We start from the raw sequence: 17,538 nt of genomic DNA on the forward strand, positions 1-17,538 counted from the left end.
TTAATTACCTCCTTTTATGCCTGGCTGAGACACTGTGAAGCTTGCCTCCGTGGAGTTGCTGAGATTGGATGCTTCCTCAGTTTGTAAGCGCTCGGACGTTCTCATTGAAAGGTTACGGGACTTGGATGAGCGGTTGTCGGTGCTTGCATACTGAGCATTAGACGTTGATGCTTCTTTTGAGTTAGTTCTGGTAGTCGATAATGAAAAAAGGGTGTCGTGATTTAATGATGTCTCCAGCTCCCATGACTCTCCAAAGAGCGAGTTTCCTCGGCCAAAGACAGTGAACTCGCCGATTGAGGCTGACAGGTTTTTTGGATCAGCAGAGAAAGAACCGCATGACCATTCGTATTTTCCTTCATGCTGATATCCTCGTGTCGATGGCACTACGCAGTTTCTTCCAAATTGTCTATCTACTATCTTCAATGCTTTTTCTGGTAAGTCATTACGTATGAGCTGTTTACTCATTACCTTGGCAAGCGCCATTTTTATCGCTGACTTGCCACGTCCGTTGACCGAAATCCCGCTTGATATTTCATCCAGCGTTGCTTCTGCTACAAGTCCGTAGACTGCCCAGCAAACACCTTCTCTTTTCAGTCGCTCAGATGGAACTCTTATAGATGAAGGCATGCCTGTGGTGGCCCAGTTGAAAGCTGCCTGCTGCAACTCAACTTGGCATTGTCCCAGTGTTTTTTCTTTGTTCCAGGCCATGCAGGCCTGAACGCTTGTAACTAAGGGTTTGGGTTCTAACTCTGGAAATTGTGGTGCTTGTGGGTTCGTAATGAGCGAACAATTTCTGATGACGTTTGCTGTTTTCCCTCTTACAGATTTACCTTTTTCGACATAGGCAAATAGCTCTACAAGAATAGAAAGTGGGGCTGTTTTTACTGAAAGACGGTTAGCCTTTTGGTATTGCTGCCTAGATGATGTTTCGTTTGCATCACGCATTGATGTGGAGGTCGTGTCTCGTTTTTCCTCACCTTTTCTTGCTTCTTCTCCTTTTTGGCGTTGTAACTCCATGTTGGTCTCATCGTTCAGCGTGGTTTCTCTTTGGGTGCGCTTTTCCTGTGAGGATTTTTGACCCACAGTGGCGCTTTCCTGAGCAAGTGTAATGTTTGAGTATGCAATTAATGCAAAGGCCAGCAAACTCAATGACTTTTTAATCATGTTGAAAAGCCTCCTTGAGCAATGTGATTTGTGAGATGCTTTTGATGCTTGGCTCTACCAGCCATGCGTATCTGTACCTTTGAATGCTTTTACAGAGCGCAACTATGTACTGATCTGCATCCTGAGGTACTGAATGGATTTCCCCATCTTCTTCTGCGGCCATAAAATCAGAAAAATCATCAAAGGCTGCTTTGCTTAGGTACTCAGCCAAATGAGTTGCATCGTCAGAACTCTTGCACAGCAAAACCTCCGGCCAGAGCAGGTCACCATCTGGCCCCCGATTGCCGGGCTGATCGGGTGGGTCTAACCTGACGACCCAAACTTCTCTTAGCTCATGTGCTACAGCTAGGTGGAGCAGCTCAATGCCATTTAACTTCATAAAAATAACTCCGTGCTTAGTGAACGGAGCCATTATCCCGCTGATAATTGCCGAGATTGGCACGCCAAACTGCCCAATTTGGACAAATGTCTTGTCTGTAGAGTCAGAAGGAAATTTCCAGATTTTGACTTAGGTTGGTGTTACTGGTTGAACGTATATAAATGAATTTAAAAAGATATTTATATTTCGTTACATGTCACGAATGTAAAATGTGACATGTAACGCCATTGCAAGGGCATATGTGGGAACATTGCACGTTTAAGCCTTGGATATATTGGTTGGCTGCACGATTAACCCCTTAAACCTATGGGATGGCTGCACGATAGGGACTACCCAAAGCCCAATTGGGGGCGTTTACTGAACAAAATGAAGGCCAAATCACTTGTATGCGGACTTTTTCGTTGGTCTGAGAGCGTATGTGGGGCCGTTGCACGGTTAACTAGGAGGTCTATGGGAGTTGAGCTAACTAAAAGGTGTCTAGGAAATCAGTGGCGATTCAGAACATGAAATACATGAATACATACAGTATAACCATCATAAATGTAACTTATTGATGAGTTTGGGTTTAATCTAGGTTAAGCTCATCCAATAGCATTAAGATATCAAGAGGTAAGCATGTTCGAGCTGCTCGCTGATGTATTCACGTCCGCCGCATTCAAGTATCTTACAGCCGTCGATGCTAGTCCGGTGTCAAATCAGCATGAGATAGGCGGGTTGGTCAAGGCTGGTATTGGCGAATACTTGGGTACTCCAGATGATGGAAGCCAAGTAAAGATTGCCGCGACGCTCGTCTACCTATCAGAGGATGAAGCCGAGCCGATCATCAGCGAGGATACTGTTACTTGGTACGATACTCGTTATCAAGACCCTAACCGCTCGCCCGAGTGGCGGCTCTATTACAAATCTAACGATGTCAGTAACAGGTTCGAGCCCGGCGATTTTTTCTTGATTGCAGCTACGCATGAAGGGACGTTGCTGATGATCTTCTGCCCTCCTGGTAGCGAGTACGAAGATCAGATCCGAACACTTTTCGGTGTGCGGGATACCAATACCAATAAGAGGGGACTAACTGGCGTCGAGGTCAGCCAGTCCGGATTCACCCTCCCTATCAGGTTGATGTTCGCGCGGTACGGTATAGAAATTGGCTCCGACGGTACCGACTACCTCGATCTTATCCTCAGTAGGTTCGGTGCTGAATTTCCCAAAACCAAGGAGTTCTCCAAATTTGCACGTGAGCTAACAAGGGATTTATCTCCAGTCGATACCCCTGACACGGCACTCATCGAGTGGATGGAGACAGAGGAGTCGGCATTCAGGCAGCTTGAGAAATATATCGTGCAGCAGAGGCTGCGCGAAGGGTTCGGCGAAAATGGTGATGATGTCGATGAGTTCGTACGTTTCTCTCTCAGTGTTCAGAATCGTAGGAAGTCACGGAGCGGGCATGCCTTCGAGAACCATATCGAAACTATACTGCTTTCCAACGGCATCCTGTTTGACCGTGGAGCCAAAACAGAGGGGAGACAGAAGCCTGATTTCGTGTTCCCGAGTAGTGACTGCTATGCCGATACCAGCTTTCCTGCGGAGAAGCTTCGTATCCTCGGTGCCAAGACTACCTGCAAGGACCGGTGGAGACAGGTGTTGGCCGAGGCCAAACGAGTTCCACGTAAGCATCTTATAACAATGGAACCGGCTATCAGCGAAGCCCAAACCCAGCAGATGGAAGAACTACAACTTCAACTCGTGGTACCTGAAGCAATCCAAGCAAGTTACCAACCTGTGCAGGCCGAATGGTTGATGTCATTTAAGGATTTTATAAATGAAATCAAAAGTATACAGCGATGATTGGAGCCTGTGAAAGTGAATGCAGAAATGCTTGGAACGCAAACACCTGTCGGCAACGGCACTGCGCTTAGTCAACTAGATCTGAACAACAAAATCATCCAGTTCGAACTCCTTAGCTACGACAAGCACCAAACCCTAGAGGGATTACAAATAGAACCGGTCGCCATGACCTACATAAGGCACCTCGAACAACTAGGTCTCAAGGTGCTCAACGTCACGACAGTGATCGCTCTGCAGAAAGGATACGGAAATGCTAGGTGTTTCTTCGTTTGGGATCGGAGCAACAACTTGGTAAGTCAAGAGTACGTTAGAACACTCCAGAAACTTGCGCCCTATACCACCTTTACTGTGGCTTTCGACGAGGAAAGCTCTAACTTCTATTGCCACAAACCCGGCCGGGAAAAAAAGATGTTACCGCTTCAAACCTACCTACAAGGGAAAAGAAGTTGCGTAACTATCCCTTTTCCCACCATCCAGCAGAGTGTCAGGGATACAGAAAGGCAGATGGCTGTTTTCTGGGGCAGGCTACATGGGGCCTTTGAAACAATCGACAATTTTAAGAACGAGGTTCTGCTTAATAGGGTATTGAAAAATTTCGTGATCCAGCCATTTTTCAGCTGGCTATGGGACCTAGATCGGATCGTCCTTTACAAAAATCAGTACTGGGAGATCGAACTCAAACACAAGTACCCCTTTAGGCGCGGTGCGAAGGCTCCTCTCAAATTTGGTATCAATGTAGGCCAAGCGAAACTAGTCAGGGACTTAGGGAAAATAGGTATCCGCACTTTACACCTGATCCTAGTAAAACCTGACTGGAGTAAACACTCTGATCCCGGCTACCTTTTCAATCGCCGGGACAATTACAATAGAGTTTTGCTCATCGGCACAGAGTTGACCACAACCAAAACTGAAGCTCTTTTGAACCAAAAAAAACAAGAGAGCGACGAAACAACCAGCTTTACTGGTGCAAGCAAGAACCGCTTCCTCGAGATTCCCGCAACGGACTTCCATGTATTAGGCAGCTACCAGACTCCGCCAGAAGAAGTGGCAGAGAATATAAAATCCCTGCTAGACGGAGTCTCCCTTGTGAAGGTCACGGATGAACTGTTGGAAAGTTGCCGGATAAATGAATAGTTCTCTACTTACATGCTTAAGCTTCAAATAGAAAGTGCATAATATATGCGTCAGCTCGCCCCCTTTTCTGTATAAGGTCACTGTATAAATCCACACAAAACTCGAAAAAAGGGAGAAACGTGTGATAAAATATCACACAATTAACCCAGTGGTGAAAGTGCAATGAAAGAAATTAGACTTGGTGATTTTGAAGCCGAACAAAGAACTAGAAATGACCTTCGGGAAACTAACAAGCTGCTTCGTTTGCTAATCGAAGTCTATGACCAGAAGAACCTAGCAATCCAGCTAGCAAAACTGGCTGAGCTTAAAGATGGTGCAGAGCTAAAGACGCTTAGAATAGATCGTACTGAGCTCAATCGTTGGAGCAAAGATCCCGAAAAAAATGCGATTATCATTGACGAAAATGCTAGGGACTTTATTAAACAGCAGTTGCTGCCGAAGAAACCTGCGCATTGGGACAATGAGGAGTTCACTTTCATCGATTTGTTCGCAGGTATCGGCGGCCTGCGCAAAGGTTTTGAGGATATCGGTGGGAAATGCATCTTTACTAGCGAATGGGAGCAGAAGGCACGCCGCACCTATCTCGCCAACCACTACGTGGATGAACACGAGCTTGATTACTTCCTCAACAGCGAAGAAGAAAACCCGGAAAGGAACACCTCCTTCATGGATATCACCAAGGTCACCCAGAGCGGTAACAACCTAATGAACCGTGAAGAAAAGTGCGAACATATCAAGAAGCACATCCCAGCGCACGATGTGCTACTTGCTGGTTTCCCATGCCAGCCGTTTTCTCTGGCTGGTGTGTCTAAGAAGAACTCGCTGGGCCGAGCCCATGGTTTCAACTGTGATACCCAAGGCACACTATTTTTCGACGTTGAGCAGATTCTTAATGCTCGCCAGCCTAAGTTTTTTGTGCTGGAGAACGTCAAGAATCTTAAGAGCCACGATAAGGGCAATACCTTCGCCACAATTATCCACTCGCTTGATAATGCTGGCTATTGGGTGGCAAACATTACCGACGAAGGTGTCGATATAGAAGAGGCCATCGCCAATGTCCGCAAGCGCAAACAGGATCCGGTAGTTATCGACGGCGCACACTTCACGCCGCAGCACCGGGAGCGAGTCTGTCTTGTCGGTGTGCGTAAGGATCTTATCGCCAAGGATCCTACCCTGAAAGAGATAGACCTGAACAAGATCCCCAAACCGGAAAAGCGTTACACAATCGCCGAGATCCTCTGCGAACTGAGCAAGGAGGACAGGGACAAGTACACTTTGACAGAGAACCTGTGGAACTACCTTTACCACTATGCCCTGAAACATCAGAGCAAGGGCAACGGGTTCGGATTCGGGCTTGTTGATCCGAAGAGTCCTGATGCAGTGACTCGCACACTGTCGGCGAGATACCACAAGGATGGCTCCGAGATCCTGATCAATCAAAGTGGGTTGGAAGACAGTTATCTTCTGGATAATAGGATGCATGCCATCCGTAAGAACCAAGCGCGAGAGGCCTTCTCGATAGGGCATGCAGACAAGGTGAAGCTCGAAAACCCAGAGATGACAGAACTAGAATACAAGGCTGTCGTCAAGGAATGGGAGAAGTTATATGACCACGAAAACGGTCGTTATGCCCCCGAGTTTGACGCTACGTACAAAACTCCGCGCAGGCTGACACCTCAGGAGTGCGCTCGCCTGATGGGCTTTGAGAAGCCCGAATTTGACAGGGATGAAAGCGATACCGATTTTCGTATAGTCTGTGCCGACGCCAGTGCCTACAAGCAGTTCGGCAACTCGGTCGTAGTGCCTGTGTTTCGTGCTGTTGCTCAACTGATTGGCCCTTTCATTGGTAAGGCTAAGGCACTGGAAGAAGAACAAAAAGAAAATGCGGCATAGAAAAAGTGAGGAGGCAAAAGCCTCCTTTTTCATACACGTTCTGTCCAAAAACAAGTTAGAGGAAGAGCATGTTGAGGTTGGTCGTCTAATCATATAAGGGTGTGTGAGCTAAGTTAATGTGAATAGATATCTTTTTTTGTGATTAAAATAGTTAGAAATTAGCAATTTAAAACATTAAAAATCATGTGTTTATTCGATGTTTTTTCTAGTTTAATTTTCTAAGGAAAATCTTATCCAATTGATTTTTATGATTTAAATAACTCACTCCAAAACCGACGGTTGCGGGTTCGAGTCCTGCCACCCCTGCCACATTCCAGACGGCCTGCATAGTAATATGCGGGCCGTTTTCCTTTTGTAGATATCATAAAGTGCTTGAGGTCGATATGGACCCGTTTATTTTCCATCTAGCACTGTCAGTATGCCTACATCTTTAAAACTACTGTTACAGGGTTAAACCCTGCCCGGTGCTAAATAAGATAACGGCTCACGCAATATGCGTAAGCCGTATAGGTTCAATACTCAGTTTGTTTCAGCATTAGCCGCTAATTCATGCCGTTTCTGAACGCCGTATCAAAGTGATGCCAGATTACTGCACTAACAAGCTGCGAAGCATCCAGGCGGTCTTTTCATGCAGCTGAATACGCTGGGTCAGCAGATCTGCCGTTGCTTCGTCATTGGCCTGGTTCACCAGAGGGTAGAGTGCCCGGGCGTTGCGAATAATGATCTCCTGGCCTTCCAGCAGTTCCTCAAGCATCTGTTTGGCATCTGTGATACCTGAGTCTTCTTTGATTTCGGTCTGAGCGGCGTAGGCGCTGTAGGAGCCCAAGGCTCTTTCACCCAGGGCTCTGACCCGCTCTGCTATGATATCCACCGCGGCAGCCAATTCGGTGTACTGTTCTTCAAACAGTTGGTGTAGGCTGGTGAACATGGGACCTGTCACGTTCCAGTGGAAGCTGTGGGTTTTGAGATAAAGGCTGTAGGTGTCAGCAAGTAAGCGATTCAAACCGTTGGCTATTTCCAGGCGATCGGCTTGGTTGATCCCGATATTGATATTCATAATATAACCTCCGTAAATGATCTGTTTTCTATATTACTCCGGAAGCTAATTAGTTAAAGTGGATAAAATAGATGTCTGCAATCGATTTTGTTTGAGTGGATTGCCAGGGGATTTGCTCTCAGGTCACAGACAGTTGCTGAGCAAGCTGGTATTCTGAAGCGCTTAACTTGGAAGCTTTGTTGTGGGTTTCTTTCAGTCATTTTTGCCCTTCTTGTTCGTCCCTCGCTATGGGTTTTGGGCGACATTTTCAAACTGCGTTAAAGCGGAGCGCAATCACCATGAATAAATATTTGCACGCCATGGGAATAGAGCTGTGGCGCAGTAGACAAGACTCTCCCTCCCAGGTGCCTTTCATGCTGTTGGTGCCTGATGCTGATGAGAGCGTATTGCAACATCCTCTGGTGCTCAAGGTGTTGGCGTTATTGGGACTGGAGGCCGGGCAGTGCAACGTCGGTAATCGGCCTGTGGCTGGGCAAGAGGTGATATGGAATATGTTCCCAGAGCCTGTTGAAGGGGCTTGGCTGCATTCATCGCAGCCGGCGCAATTGATGTCAGGCAGCGAGGGCAAGCGCGCCCTATGGCAACAGATTTGGCACAGGTTGGAGGCGAAGTGACAGAGGTTATTGCAATCAGAGCCTTGGAGGCCGATGACCTCGACGAGATGATGAAAATTGAACAACTGGCCCATGAGTTTCCCTGGAGTGAGGCGACTCTGGGCAGTTGCTTTGGCCGTTTTTACCGGGCTCTGGGGTTATATCTAGGACCGGAGCTTCAAGGCTTTTGCTTGCTGCAGGTCTTGTTCGAGGAAGCGACCCTGATGAATATCTGTATCGCTCCTGCCGCACAAGGTCAGGGGTTGGGGCGGCAATTATTACAGGCGGCAATCGAGCTGCTTAAAGAGACTGGTGTGGAGAGATTATTGCTGGAAGTCAGGGTGGGTAATGCCGCCGCTATCGCCTTGTATCGGCGCCTGGGCTTTATTGAGACCGGCTCCAGGGCCGATTACTATCAGGCTAAAGAGGGCCGGGAAGATGCTCTGCTGATGGAGTTGTCTCTTCACGCCTCTTAGCTCTCCTTGGCTCTTAGAGCATCCCGGCTAATATGGCTAGAGGCTGTTATGTCAGAGCTTTTGCCGCTAACCCTAAAGCTTTAAATTGTGCCCATAAATAGAAAAACAGCGCCTGTGGGCGCTGTTTTTTTAGGTGCTTGGGCTTGGTCTATTTGACCTCTTTCCCCTGGGCCTGAAGGTCGGCATGGTAGCTTGAGCGAACCAGCGGGCCACAGGCGGCGTGGGTAAAGCCAAGTTCGGTTGCCAGGTTGTGGAAGTCGTCAAACTCCTTGGGAGTCACGTAACGCTCCACCGGCAAGTGGAATTTGGATGGCTGCAGATACTGGCCCAGAGTCAGCATGTTGACATTGTGAGCGCGCAGATCTCTGAGCACCTGTTCAATCTCTTCATTGCTTTCACCGAGTCCGAGCATGATCCCCGATTTAGTCGGGATATCCGGATGACGCTCTTTAAAGCGTTTGAGCAGATCCAGTGACCACTGATAGTTGGCACCGGGACGGGCCTTGCGATAGTGAGCCGGAGCCGTTTCCAGGTTGTGGTTGAATACATCCGGTGGCTCGGTCGCCAGAATATCCAGCGCCTGATCGATACGGCCGCGGAAGTCAGGCACCAATATCTCTATCTTGATCTCAGGGTTGAGTTTGCGGATCTCACGGATACAGTCGGCGAAGTGCTGGGCGCCGCCGTCACGCAGATCGTCACGATCCACAGAGGTGATCACCACATACTTGAGCTTCATATCCTTGATGGTCTGTGCCAGCTTGAGAGGCTCCTCGGCGTCAGGCTTGAGTGGGCGGCCATGGGCTACGTCACAGAAGGGACAACGCCGGGTACAGATGGCGCCGAGGATCATAAAGGTGGCTGTACCATGGTTGAAGCACTCGGCCAGGTTTGGACAGGAGGCTTCTTCACACACTGAGTGCAAGCCATTTTTACGCAGTGCCTGTTTGATATCCAGGATCCGCTGATTGGAAGATGGCAACTTAACCCGCAGCCAATCGGGCTTGCGCAGCATGGTGTCGCGCTCTGATGGCACAACTTTGACCGGGATACGGGCGACCTTTTCGGCGTCCCGCAATTTCACGCCGGGCTGTAATCTTTCTGGCCTATTCATATGACTCTGCTAATCCTTGGTGATGCACTGTTTGCTCATAGCCCAAACGCTGGCTAAAAGTTTCAATCAGGTGTTGGCCTGCCTCCTCGACACTCTGGGGGCCACCGAGTGCTTTGCACTGGGCCATTTCGAGTCCGGCATAACCACAGGGGTTGATACGACGAAAAGGGGCGAGATCCATGTCGACATTCAGCGCCAAGCCGTGGAATGAGCATCCCTTACGGATCCTCAACCCCAAAGAGGCTATTTTACGCTCCTCGACATAGACACCCGGCGCATCGGCCTTGGCATAGGCCGGAATATCGAAGCGCTTGAGCAGCTCCACCAGGCTTTGTTCTATGTCGGTAACCAGCTGTCTTACCCCAAGCTTGCGCCGTTTGATATTGATAAGAGGGTAGGCGACCAATTGCCCCGGGCCATGGTAAGTTACCTGACCACCGCGATCCACCTGGATCACCGGGATATCTCCGGTGTTGAGCAGGTGCTCGCTCTTACCGGCCTGGCCTTGGGTGAAAACCGGTGGATGTTCCACCAGCCAGAGTTCATCTGGGCTATGTTCGTCACGGGTGTCGGTATAGTGCTGCATGGCATGCCATACAGTCTCATAATCCATGTTACCCAAGTGGCGGATATGCAATGTATTGTCTGGCAAGGGCAACGTCTCCCCCTCTATTTGAGATGATAGCAATCAGTATCAAGCTGTGCTCACTCTCTGATACCGGCAGGTATTATACGCTTTGGCAGGGAAAATGTAATCCAGATCACACTTTCTCTGCCGAGTGCCAGGTATCAGAGTACCCGGCGAACGCCTTCAATAGCGGCAAGTTCAGTGTACAAGGTTTCGATATGTTCCTTGCTGGTCACTCTCACATTTATAGTCACCGAGATATAGGTGCCTTTGCTGGAGGCCTTGGTGGTGGGGCTGTAATCGCCGGGGGCGTGCTTCTGGACGACTTCGACTACGCGGTCGGCCAGGGTATCGCTGGCATCGCCAACCACTTTAAATGGGAAGGAGGTTGGAAACTCCAGATACTGATCAAAGGTGGTACTTATCATGGGATTGAGATTCTCATGGCAAAATAATAACGGCTATATGGCGGCTATTATATCCCAATTCAAGGGGCGGATCTTCTCGCGAATAGCATAGAGAGTTTGACAAAGGGCGCCGGCCATTGACGGCGCCCTTGGGCGTTACAGCGGCGAGGTAGCCTGTTCGAGCCAGGCCAGTGATTCGCCACTCATCAGCGGTGACAGGGTCTGATAAACGCGGCTGTGATAGTTATTGAACCAATTGAGCTCAGCTTCAGTAAGCAGACTCTTGTCTATCAAGCGTTTATCCATAGGGATCAGAGTCAGAGCGTCGAACTCGAATATCTCCCGTTCGGCCCCTTTGAGTGCTTCACAGGGGCGTACTTCCACCAGGTTTTCCAGACGGATACCGAAGGCATCTGCCCGGTAATAGCCGGGCTCGTTGGAAAGCACCATTCCGGGCAGCAAGGGGATGGCATTGAGGTTCTTGCCTATTCTTTGTGGGCCTTCATGAACGCTGAGGAAGTGGCCAACACCATGGCCCGTGCCGTGGTCGTAGTCAAAACCGTGCTGCCATAAGTATTGACGGGCGAAGGCATCCAGTTGTTGCCCCGTAGTGCCCCGCGGGAAGCGGGCCTGATCCAGGGCGATATGCCCCTTGAGCACCAAGGTCACCATTTTCTTCTGCTCGGCGCTGACTTCACCTATGGCTATGGTGCGGGTAACGTCTGTGGTGCCGTCCAAGTACTGGGCGCCAGAGTCCACCAGATAGATGCTGTTCATCTCCATCATGGCCGGAGTGCCGTTGAGATGGTTATAGTGGCACATGGCTGCATTGCCGCCGGTGGCGGAGATAGTGTCAAAGCTTGGCTCGCGGTAGAGGGGATCCTCAAGGCGATAGCTCTCGAGCTTATCTGCCAGAGTGCCCTCATCGTAGAGGCGGCCAGCAGCCACTTCGGCATCCAGCCAAGCCAGAAAACGGCTCACGGCAACGCCGTCACGGATATGACTGGCGCGCATTCCCTGCAGTTCGGCACTGTTTTTACAGGCCTTGGGCAGTGCCACAGGATCGAGTCCGGCGATCAGTTTGGCGCCAGCGGCTTTGGCCTGTAATTGGCTGAAGGCGTTGGCATTATTGGGATCGGCTAAAAGTTTTCTGCCTTCAAGCGCTTGCAGCGCTTCGGCGAGTTCCGCCTCGGCGCGGAAGCTGACACCGGCCCCTACGTGAGCTTCAATCCCCTGGGGTAACTTGGCAAGCTCGGTAAACAGTGTCATCTCACCATTGGCTTCCAGCAGGGCACAGCCCAGTACCACGGGCAACCTGGGCACGTCTTGACCGCGGATATTGAGTAACCAGCAGAAGGAGTCCAGCGCCGCTATCAGCGCGACATCGGCACCGGCCTTTTTTACCAGGGCGCCGATTTCACTGCGCTTCTGTTCGCTGCTCTTGCCGGCAGACTCGGCATTGAAGAGGATAATGGGCTTGTTTTCCGGCACGGGTCTGCCTTGCCAGTGCAAATCTACCGGGTTGTTGTCAAGCGCCACCAATGTCATACCCGCCTTGCTCAGCGTGGCTTCGGCATCCTGCTGCCAAGCCAGGGTATGCAACCTGGGATCGTAGCCAATACGGCAACCGGCCGGCAGCTTTTCTGCCAACCATTGTGCCTGGGGCATATCTGTCAGGCTCTCATAACTGAACAGGGTCGAGTCCACCTGTTGCCTCACCTGCACCGTGTAGCGGCCATCAGTAAAAATGGCGGCGCTGTCCTTCATCACAATCGCCATCCCCGCCGAGCCGGTAAAGTCGGTCAGCCAATGCAAACGCTCGTTGTGCGCTGGCACATACTCGCCGAGATATTCGTCGGCACGGGGCTGGATAAAGGCATCGAGTTGGTGTTTGGCCATTTCGCTGCGCACGGCATTAAGCCGTAATGCGATATGGGGGCTCTTGGGGGATTGTGATTGCAACATAGGGGCTCCGCTGATGGTCGGCTTGGCTACTTCTTGACCGACCTTGTCTTTATGAGTGATAGCGGATTATGGCAAGCCCTGAAGTCGCTTCGCAAGGGCTTGCATGAGGAAATCCTTGTGGCAGCTGTAAAGCGGGCCCAAGTCAATTGCTGCCAAACAGAGTCGCTATTCCCACCAGAAAGGAGCTAACCAGAGTTGCCATTACGCCTTTACTGACATCTTCACTGCGTACTCTGTCATCGCTTGGTTGTTGATCCCGCACCTGCTTTTCATTGCGCTGCTCGACATTGTCGGCCACGTTGTCATAGAGATCCTGAGAAGGGGAGTAAGGCTGATTGCTGCAGCCTGCCCCCATGCCCAGAAGCAAGGTCAACAGTAGCACTCTGATACAGTTTTGTTTTCCCACAGTGTTCTTCCTTGAATGAAAATGTTAAAACTGATTGACTTAGGTTAACTCTATGTGTGTTTGTTGGCCTGTTCAAGGTTTTTATCTGTCTCGATTTTTATTCAAGGATGCCTTTATGCCGCTAAATGTTTGGGTGTTGATGTTGGCGCAGGCCTTTGCCATGAGTGCCACACCTATCATGGTATTGCTCGGAGGCATCATAGGGGCAGAGCTGAGCCCGGTTCCCTCGCTGTCGACACTGCCTATCGCCATGATTGGTTGTCGGAGTCGCTGTGGCGATTGTGCCCATCAATATCTTGATGCAACGTTTGGGGCGGCGGCGGGTATTTATCGGTGGCGCCCTGCTGACCAGTGTGGCGGGTGTTATGGCGGCGCTTAGTGTTTGGTATGCTCAGTTCTGGGGATTTTGTGCCAGCGGTCTGCTGCTCGGATGCGGTGGTGCCATTATTCAGCAATACCGGTTTGCCGCCATGGAGTCAGTGGCGCCGACTCTGTCTGCCAAGGCAGCCAGCCGGGTGTTGCTTGGTGGTTTGCTCGCCGCCTTCCTCGGGCCAGAACTGGCCTTGCTGGCCAAGGATATTTTGCCGGTAACATACTCTGGGGCCTTTTTGATGGTGACTCTGGTCGGTGTGCTGGCGCTGGTCTGCCTGCTGTTTTATCAAGATGACGGCCCGGTACTCAAAGCCTCCAAGGTTGAGCGTATGGATATTCGGCCATTGTCGGTTATTTTGCGTCAAAGCCGACTCTGGGTTGCCTGCGGCGCTGCAGTTATAGGCTACGCCTTGATGAGTTTTATCATGACGGCGACCCCGGTACATATGCATCACATAGAGCATCACAGCCTTGAGGATACCAAGTGGGTGATCCAGAGCCATGTGATTGCCATGTATCTGCCCTCGCTGATAAGTGGTTACCTGATAGCCCGCTTGGGTCACACCCGTATCATGTTGGCCGGGCTGGCGCTTTACTGCCTGACCTTGGCTCTGGCACTGGCGGGGCGTGACCTGCTCAACTATTGGAGTGCGCTGGTGATGTTGGGTGTGGGTTGGAATTTTCTGTTTGTTGCCGGCACTTCGTTGCTGCCTGGTTGTTATCGCCCCGAAGAGAGATTCACTGTGCAGTCTTTCAACGATTCTCTGGTATTTGGCTCTCAGGCGTTGGCGTCTCTGGGGGCTGGCTGGGTCATCTATCAGCTCGGCTGGCAATTGCTGCTGGTGATCTGTATTCCCGTCATTGCGACCCAACTTATCCTGATAGCATGGTGGAAGTTAAGTAAAAGCAAGACGTTACAAATAACAGAACCTTGATGATTAGGTGCGATGCCGACAGCACTGTGCTAACATCTTAGGCCGTCCACCGCCTCTGGCGGTACGGTATAAAGGGGTTTATTGATGTCGACATTAACGATCGAAGTGGGGACTGAAACCGCGCTGTTTCAGCTGCGGCAAGGGGAAACAACAGAACAATATAAAATCCCCACCGGAGAGAGTTTCACCATAGCAGATCTCAATCGGCAATTGGCTGAACTTGAATCTGATTATGGGCTTACAAACTATCGTCTGGCACTGGCCTTCCCCGGCATGGTGCGAGACAACCAACTGATATCCTGCCGAGCTTTGCCAGCGCTGGTAGGACTCAACCCGGAAAAGCTCAGTAGCCGTGGTGAACTGGTGGCCATCAGCAATGATATCCACGCCGGTCTGCACGCCATTGCCAGCGTCAAACACCAGTGTGAACTCTTGGTGATGTGTGGTACAGGGATCGGTATGTCACTGGCGCTCAACGGCCGGGTGTTCAGCGGTGCCAACGGTCTGGGCGGTGAGCTTGGCGCTTGCCGGGTAATGACGGAGTCGGGGGAATTCAGTCTCGAACAGTTGGCCAGCGGCGAGTCGGTGCGGCGTCGACGCTTGCGTAACCCGGTAGAACTCTATCGCGCCGGGGCTTATCTGGGGATGGGCATTGCCTGGGCGGTTAACCTGCTCAATCCGCAAAAACTCTGGCTCGCCGGTAGTATGTTGGCCAATGCCGACTATTACAAAGGCTGCGTCAGTGGTGTTAAAGACTTGGCGGTTCCAGCCACTGTCAGTCAGTGTCAGATAAGTCGGGTCGATGATATGGAGACCTTGGTTTGCCGCGGTCTGCAAGTAATGCTGATGCAACAGGCCTGATACTCTGGCTCAAGGGGGGAGACATCCCCCGTCAAGCCGGTTCTTGGCAGGCCTGACGCATCTTCAACCAGAAGGCCCGTTGGCACAGGTTGCTGAAGGCTTTTTGTTTTGGATTGATATCGTTTCCTTTCAACACTCGATAACGGGTCCAGTTATCTTCACAAAGCTCGCCGATATTGGACTGGCTTGGCTCCTGTTCCAGCTCCTGCTGTTTTTCTATGATGGCGCCATCGGCAAATTGATATTGCCACAAACCTTCATCGTCCGTGGTGTGAATTTGCACCGACTCCAACAGTTCGGCGCTGCTTGTTTGTCCTTCTATGGCCAGAATATAGTTGGCAAGATCCTGCATGTTGTACTCCCGCGTTTGGCGCAAGCAGCATATCAGCGGTCGCCGGAAGTTGGCAATTTCGTTTGCTGCTTCCAAGCTTGTATACAATATGCTAAAAATCTCGAGCAGAATAATAACCTAATAGGAGAAGTCGATGAGCATAGGCGTTGGCGGCTCAACCCCGGAGCAGGAGTTGGCAAAGCTGGTGGATATGACCCGGGATGTCACAGCGGTGGACGTCGCCGAATTCAAAACCAGGCAACAAAATGCCCAGGCGCTGATGCAAGAGTTGGGGATAGATGCCCTCTATCTCAATGCCGGCACCAATCTCTACTATTTCTCCGGCCTGCGTTGGTATGCCAGTGAGCGTATGGTAGGGGCGATTTTGCCCTGTCGTGGTGAGTTGGAATACCTGGCGCCGGCATTTGAGCTCGACACCCTCAAAGGCTTTATGTTGCAGCCTGGACGGGTTAACAGCTGGCATGAGCACCAGAGTCCCTATGCGCTGTGCCGCAATGTGCTTGAGCGCATGGGCTGTCTGCGTGCGGGCGCCGTTCTGGCCATAGATGAATCTGCCCCTTTCTTTTTGTTTGATGGCCTGCGTGAGGCTTGCCCCGAGCTTGCCTTTGTCAACGGCGCCAAGATTAGCGCCCAACTGCGAATGCATAAATCGGCCGCCGAGCTGAGGCTGATTCAGCGGGCTATGGATATGACGCTCGAAGTGCACAAGGCCGCCGCCAGAATATTACGCCCGGGGATCAGTACCGCCGAGGTGGAAGATTTTATCGACAAGGCCCATAGAGCCGTGGGGGCCAGTGGCTCCTATTTCTGCATAGTGCTCTTTGGTGAGGACAGTGCCTATCCCCATGGGGTCAAGTCGCCCAAGACGCTGGAGCCGGGCGACACTGTGTTGATAGACACAGGCTGTCAGTTGCATGGTTACAACTCGGATATTACCCGCACCTACGTATTTGGTACGCCAAGCGAGCGGCAGCGGCAATTGTGGGCGCTCGAGCAGGCAGCGCAGCGGGCCGGTTTTGAAGCGGCGGCTTTAGGTGCGCCCTGCAGTGGTGTCGACAAGGCGGCCAGAGCCGTGTTGGAAGCGGCCGGTTTCGGGCCCGGATATCAACTGCCGGGACTGCCCCATAGAACGGGCCACGGCATAGGCCTGGATATTCATGAGTGGCCCTACCTGGTTGATGGTGACAACACCTCACTGGCCGTTGGTATGTGTTTTTCCAATGAGCCCATGCTTTGTGTGCCCGGCGAGTTCGGCGTTCGCCATGAAGACCACTTCTATATGACGGCAGAGGGGCCACGCTGGTTTACCGAGCCGGCCAAGTCGATTGACGATCCCTTCGCGCAGGGTTAACAGCCGTTACTGAAACAACAAACCCGGCTTTGGCCGGGTTTGTTGTTGGGGATTGTTAGTTGATCTTGAGCAATTCCACATCAAAAATCAGTACCGAACCCGGCGGGATGGAGCCGGCAGAGCGATTGCCGTAGCCCAGGCTGCTGGGTATAAAGAAGCGCATCTTATCGCCTTCTGTCATCAACTGAACCCCTTCGGTCCAGCCCTTGATCACCTGATTGAGTGGAAAGGCGATGGGCTCACCGCGATCGACCGAGCTGTCAAACACTGTGCCGTCAATCAGGGTGCCATGGTAGTGCACTGTCACCTTATCCTTGGGACCCGGATGAGCCTGGCCTTGCCCCTTGTGCAGTAACTGATACTGCAGCCCCGAGTCTGTGGTGACCACACCCTCTTTATGCTTATTGGCCTCAAGAAATACCTCGCCCTTGGCAATATTCTCTTTTGCCAGTTTTTGGCCATTCATGGTGGTGAAAAAGTAAAAAATAACTGCGGCGATAACCACCACGGCAAGCAACATTCTCATTTGGGGATCCTCTATCCTGAAGGTGGCGCTATCTTAGCAGTTGGACTGCGGCATTTACAGCTAAGGGAAGGTGCGAACAAGTC

Annotated in this window: 18 protein-coding genes; 8 read left to right on the forward strand and 10 right to left on the reverse strand. The window is 51.0% G+C overall.

Going from position 1 to position 17,538, the window contains the following annotated elements; translation table 11 throughout:
- Together CBE72_RS13400 and CBE72_RS13405 are read right to left on the reverse strand one after the other, a co-directional pair.
- A complete protein-coding gene (locus CBE72_RS13400; protein WP_071476506.1) occupies positions 1 to 1,164 on the reverse strand; it encodes a hypothetical protein in 1,164 nt (387 codons plus the stop codon).
- Positions 1,157 to 1,543, reverse strand: coding sequence for a hypothetical protein (locus CBE72_RS13405; protein ID WP_039035880.1), 387 nt, complete (start codon positions 1,541 to 1,543; stop codon positions 1,157 to 1,159). Before CBE72_RS13405 ends, CBE72_RS13400 begins: the two co-directional genes overlap by 8 nt.
- Positions 1,544 to 2,158: 615 nt before the next feature.
- Here CBE72_RS13405 and CBE72_RS13410 point away from each other — a divergent pair.
- From CBE72_RS13410 to dcm, 3 genes are all read left to right on the forward strand, one after another.
- Entirely contained in the window at positions 2,159 to 3,385 is a 1,227-nt protein-coding gene (locus tag CBE72_RS13410; RefSeq protein ID WP_039035881.1) for a type II restriction endonuclease, read from the forward strand.
- 15 nt (positions 3,386 to 3,400) lie between these two features.
- Positions 3,401 to 4,519, forward strand: coding sequence for a hypothetical protein (locus CBE72_RS13415; protein WP_167387671.1), 1,119 nt, complete (start codon positions 3,401 to 3,403; stop codon positions 4,517 to 4,519).
- 162 nt (positions 4,520 to 4,681) lie between these two features.
- The gene (gene dcm, locus CBE72_RS13420; RefSeq protein WP_052248270.1) at positions 4,682 to 6,412 is read left to right on the forward strand and encodes a DNA (cytosine-5-)-methyltransferase; all 1,731 of its coding nucleotides are present in this window, start codon (positions 4,682 to 4,684) and stop codon (positions 6,410 to 6,412) included.
- A gap of 586 nt (positions 6,413 to 6,998) precedes the next feature.
- Here dcm and dpsA read toward each other — a convergent pair.
- Positions 6,999 to 7,469, reverse strand: a complete 471-nt coding sequence (dpsA, locus tag CBE72_RS13425; protein WP_100144124.1) for a DNA starvation/stationary phase protection protein DpsA — start codon at positions 7,467 to 7,469, stop codon at positions 6,999 to 7,001.
- Between the two features lie 278 nt (positions 7,470 to 7,747).
- Between dpsA and CBE72_RS13430 the strand changes: the two genes are divergently transcribed.
- A complete protein-coding gene (locus tag CBE72_RS13430) occupies positions 7,748 to 8,083 on the forward strand; it encodes a DNA polymerase III subunit psi (protein WP_100144126.1) in 336 nt (111 codons plus the stop codon).
- Positions 8,080 to 8,538, forward strand: a complete 459-nt coding sequence (rimI, locus tag CBE72_RS13435; RefSeq protein ID WP_229672020.1) for a ribosomal protein S18-alanine N-acetyltransferase — start codon at positions 8,080 to 8,082, stop codon at positions 8,536 to 8,538. The genes CBE72_RS13430 and rimI overlap by 4 nt, the downstream gene beginning before the upstream one ends.
- Before the next feature lie 148 nt (positions 8,539 to 8,686).
- Here rimI and lipA read toward each other — a convergent pair whose 3' ends face one another.
- The 5 genes from lipA to CBE72_RS13460 all read right to left on the reverse strand — a co-directional run bounded on the left by lipA (position 8,687) and on the right by CBE72_RS13460 (position 13,058).
- Positions 8,687 to 9,652 (reverse strand): lipoyl synthase, encoded by a 966-nt coding sequence (gene lipA, locus CBE72_RS13440; RefSeq protein WP_025009861.1) that lies wholly within the window; start codon positions 9,650 to 9,652, stop codon positions 8,687 to 8,689.
- On the reverse strand, positions 9,645 to 10,304 hold the full coding sequence (lipB, locus tag CBE72_RS13445) for a lipoyl(octanoyl) transferase LipB (RefSeq protein ID WP_025009862.1): 660 nt from the start codon (positions 10,302 to 10,304) through the stop codon (positions 9,645 to 9,647). The genes lipA and lipB overlap by 8 nt, the downstream gene beginning before the upstream one ends.
- A gap of 137 nt (positions 10,305 to 10,441) precedes the next feature.
- Positions 10,442 to 10,708 carry a DUF493 family protein YbeD gene (gene ybeD / locus CBE72_RS13450; RefSeq protein WP_028781166.1) on the reverse strand — a complete coding sequence of 89 codons (267 nt, stop codon included), beginning with the start codon at positions 10,706 to 10,708 and terminating at the stop codon, positions 10,442 to 10,444.
- 135 nt (positions 10,709 to 10,843) lie between these two features.
- Positions 10,844 to 12,652, reverse strand: a complete 1,809-nt coding sequence (locus tag CBE72_RS13455; protein ID WP_100144128.1) for an aminopeptidase P family protein — start codon at positions 12,650 to 12,652, stop codon at positions 10,844 to 10,846.
- Positions 12,653 to 12,794: 142 nt separating this feature from the next.
- The gene (locus CBE72_RS13460) at positions 12,795 to 13,058 is read right to left on the reverse strand and encodes a hypothetical protein (protein WP_100144130.1); all 264 of its coding nucleotides are present in this window, start codon (positions 13,056 to 13,058) and stop codon (positions 12,795 to 12,797) included.
- A gap of 272 nt (positions 13,059 to 13,330) precedes the next feature.
- Between CBE72_RS13460 and CBE72_RS13465 the strand changes: the two genes are divergently transcribed.
- Together CBE72_RS13465 and CBE72_RS13470 are read left to right on the forward strand one after the other, a co-directional pair.
- Entirely contained in the window at positions 13,331 to 14,365 is a 1,035-nt protein-coding gene (locus CBE72_RS13465; RefSeq protein ID WP_308419689.1) for an MFS transporter, read from the forward strand.
- Positions 14,366 to 14,449: 84 nt separating this feature from the next.
- Positions 14,450 to 15,226 (forward strand): ROK family protein, encoded by a 777-nt coding sequence (locus tag CBE72_RS13470; RefSeq protein WP_100144132.1) that lies wholly within the window; start codon positions 14,450 to 14,452, stop codon positions 15,224 to 15,226.
- Positions 15,227 to 15,257: 31 nt separating this feature from the next.
- Here CBE72_RS13470 and CBE72_RS13475 read toward each other — a convergent pair whose 3' ends face one another.
- Positions 15,258 to 15,578: a hypothetical protein gene (locus CBE72_RS13475; protein ID WP_100144134.1), complete on the reverse strand. Its 321-nt coding sequence runs from the start codon at positions 15,576 to 15,578 to the stop codon at positions 15,258 to 15,260.
- A gap of 133 nt (positions 15,579 to 15,711) precedes the next feature.
- Between CBE72_RS13475 and CBE72_RS13480 the strand changes: the two genes are divergently transcribed.
- On the forward strand, positions 15,712 to 16,929 hold the full coding sequence (locus CBE72_RS13480; RefSeq protein WP_100144136.1) for a M24 family metallopeptidase: 1,218 nt from the start codon (positions 15,712 to 15,714) through the stop codon (positions 16,927 to 16,929).
- A gap of 55 nt (positions 16,930 to 16,984) precedes the next feature.
- Here the strand turns inward: CBE72_RS13480 and CBE72_RS13485 are convergent, their stop codons facing one another.
- Positions 16,985 to 17,455 carry a BamJ family beta-barrel-assembly machinery protein gene (locus CBE72_RS13485; protein WP_100144138.1) on the reverse strand — a complete coding sequence of 157 codons (471 nt, stop codon included), beginning with the start codon at positions 17,453 to 17,455 and terminating at the stop codon, positions 16,985 to 16,987.
- Positions 17,456 to 17,538 lie beyond the last annotated feature (83 nt).

Origin of the sequence: Shewanella carassii, from assembly GCF_002777975.1 — a bacterium.
Taxonomy (GTDB): Bacteria; Pseudomonadota; Gammaproteobacteria; order Enterobacterales; family Shewanellaceae; genus Shewanella; species Shewanella carassii.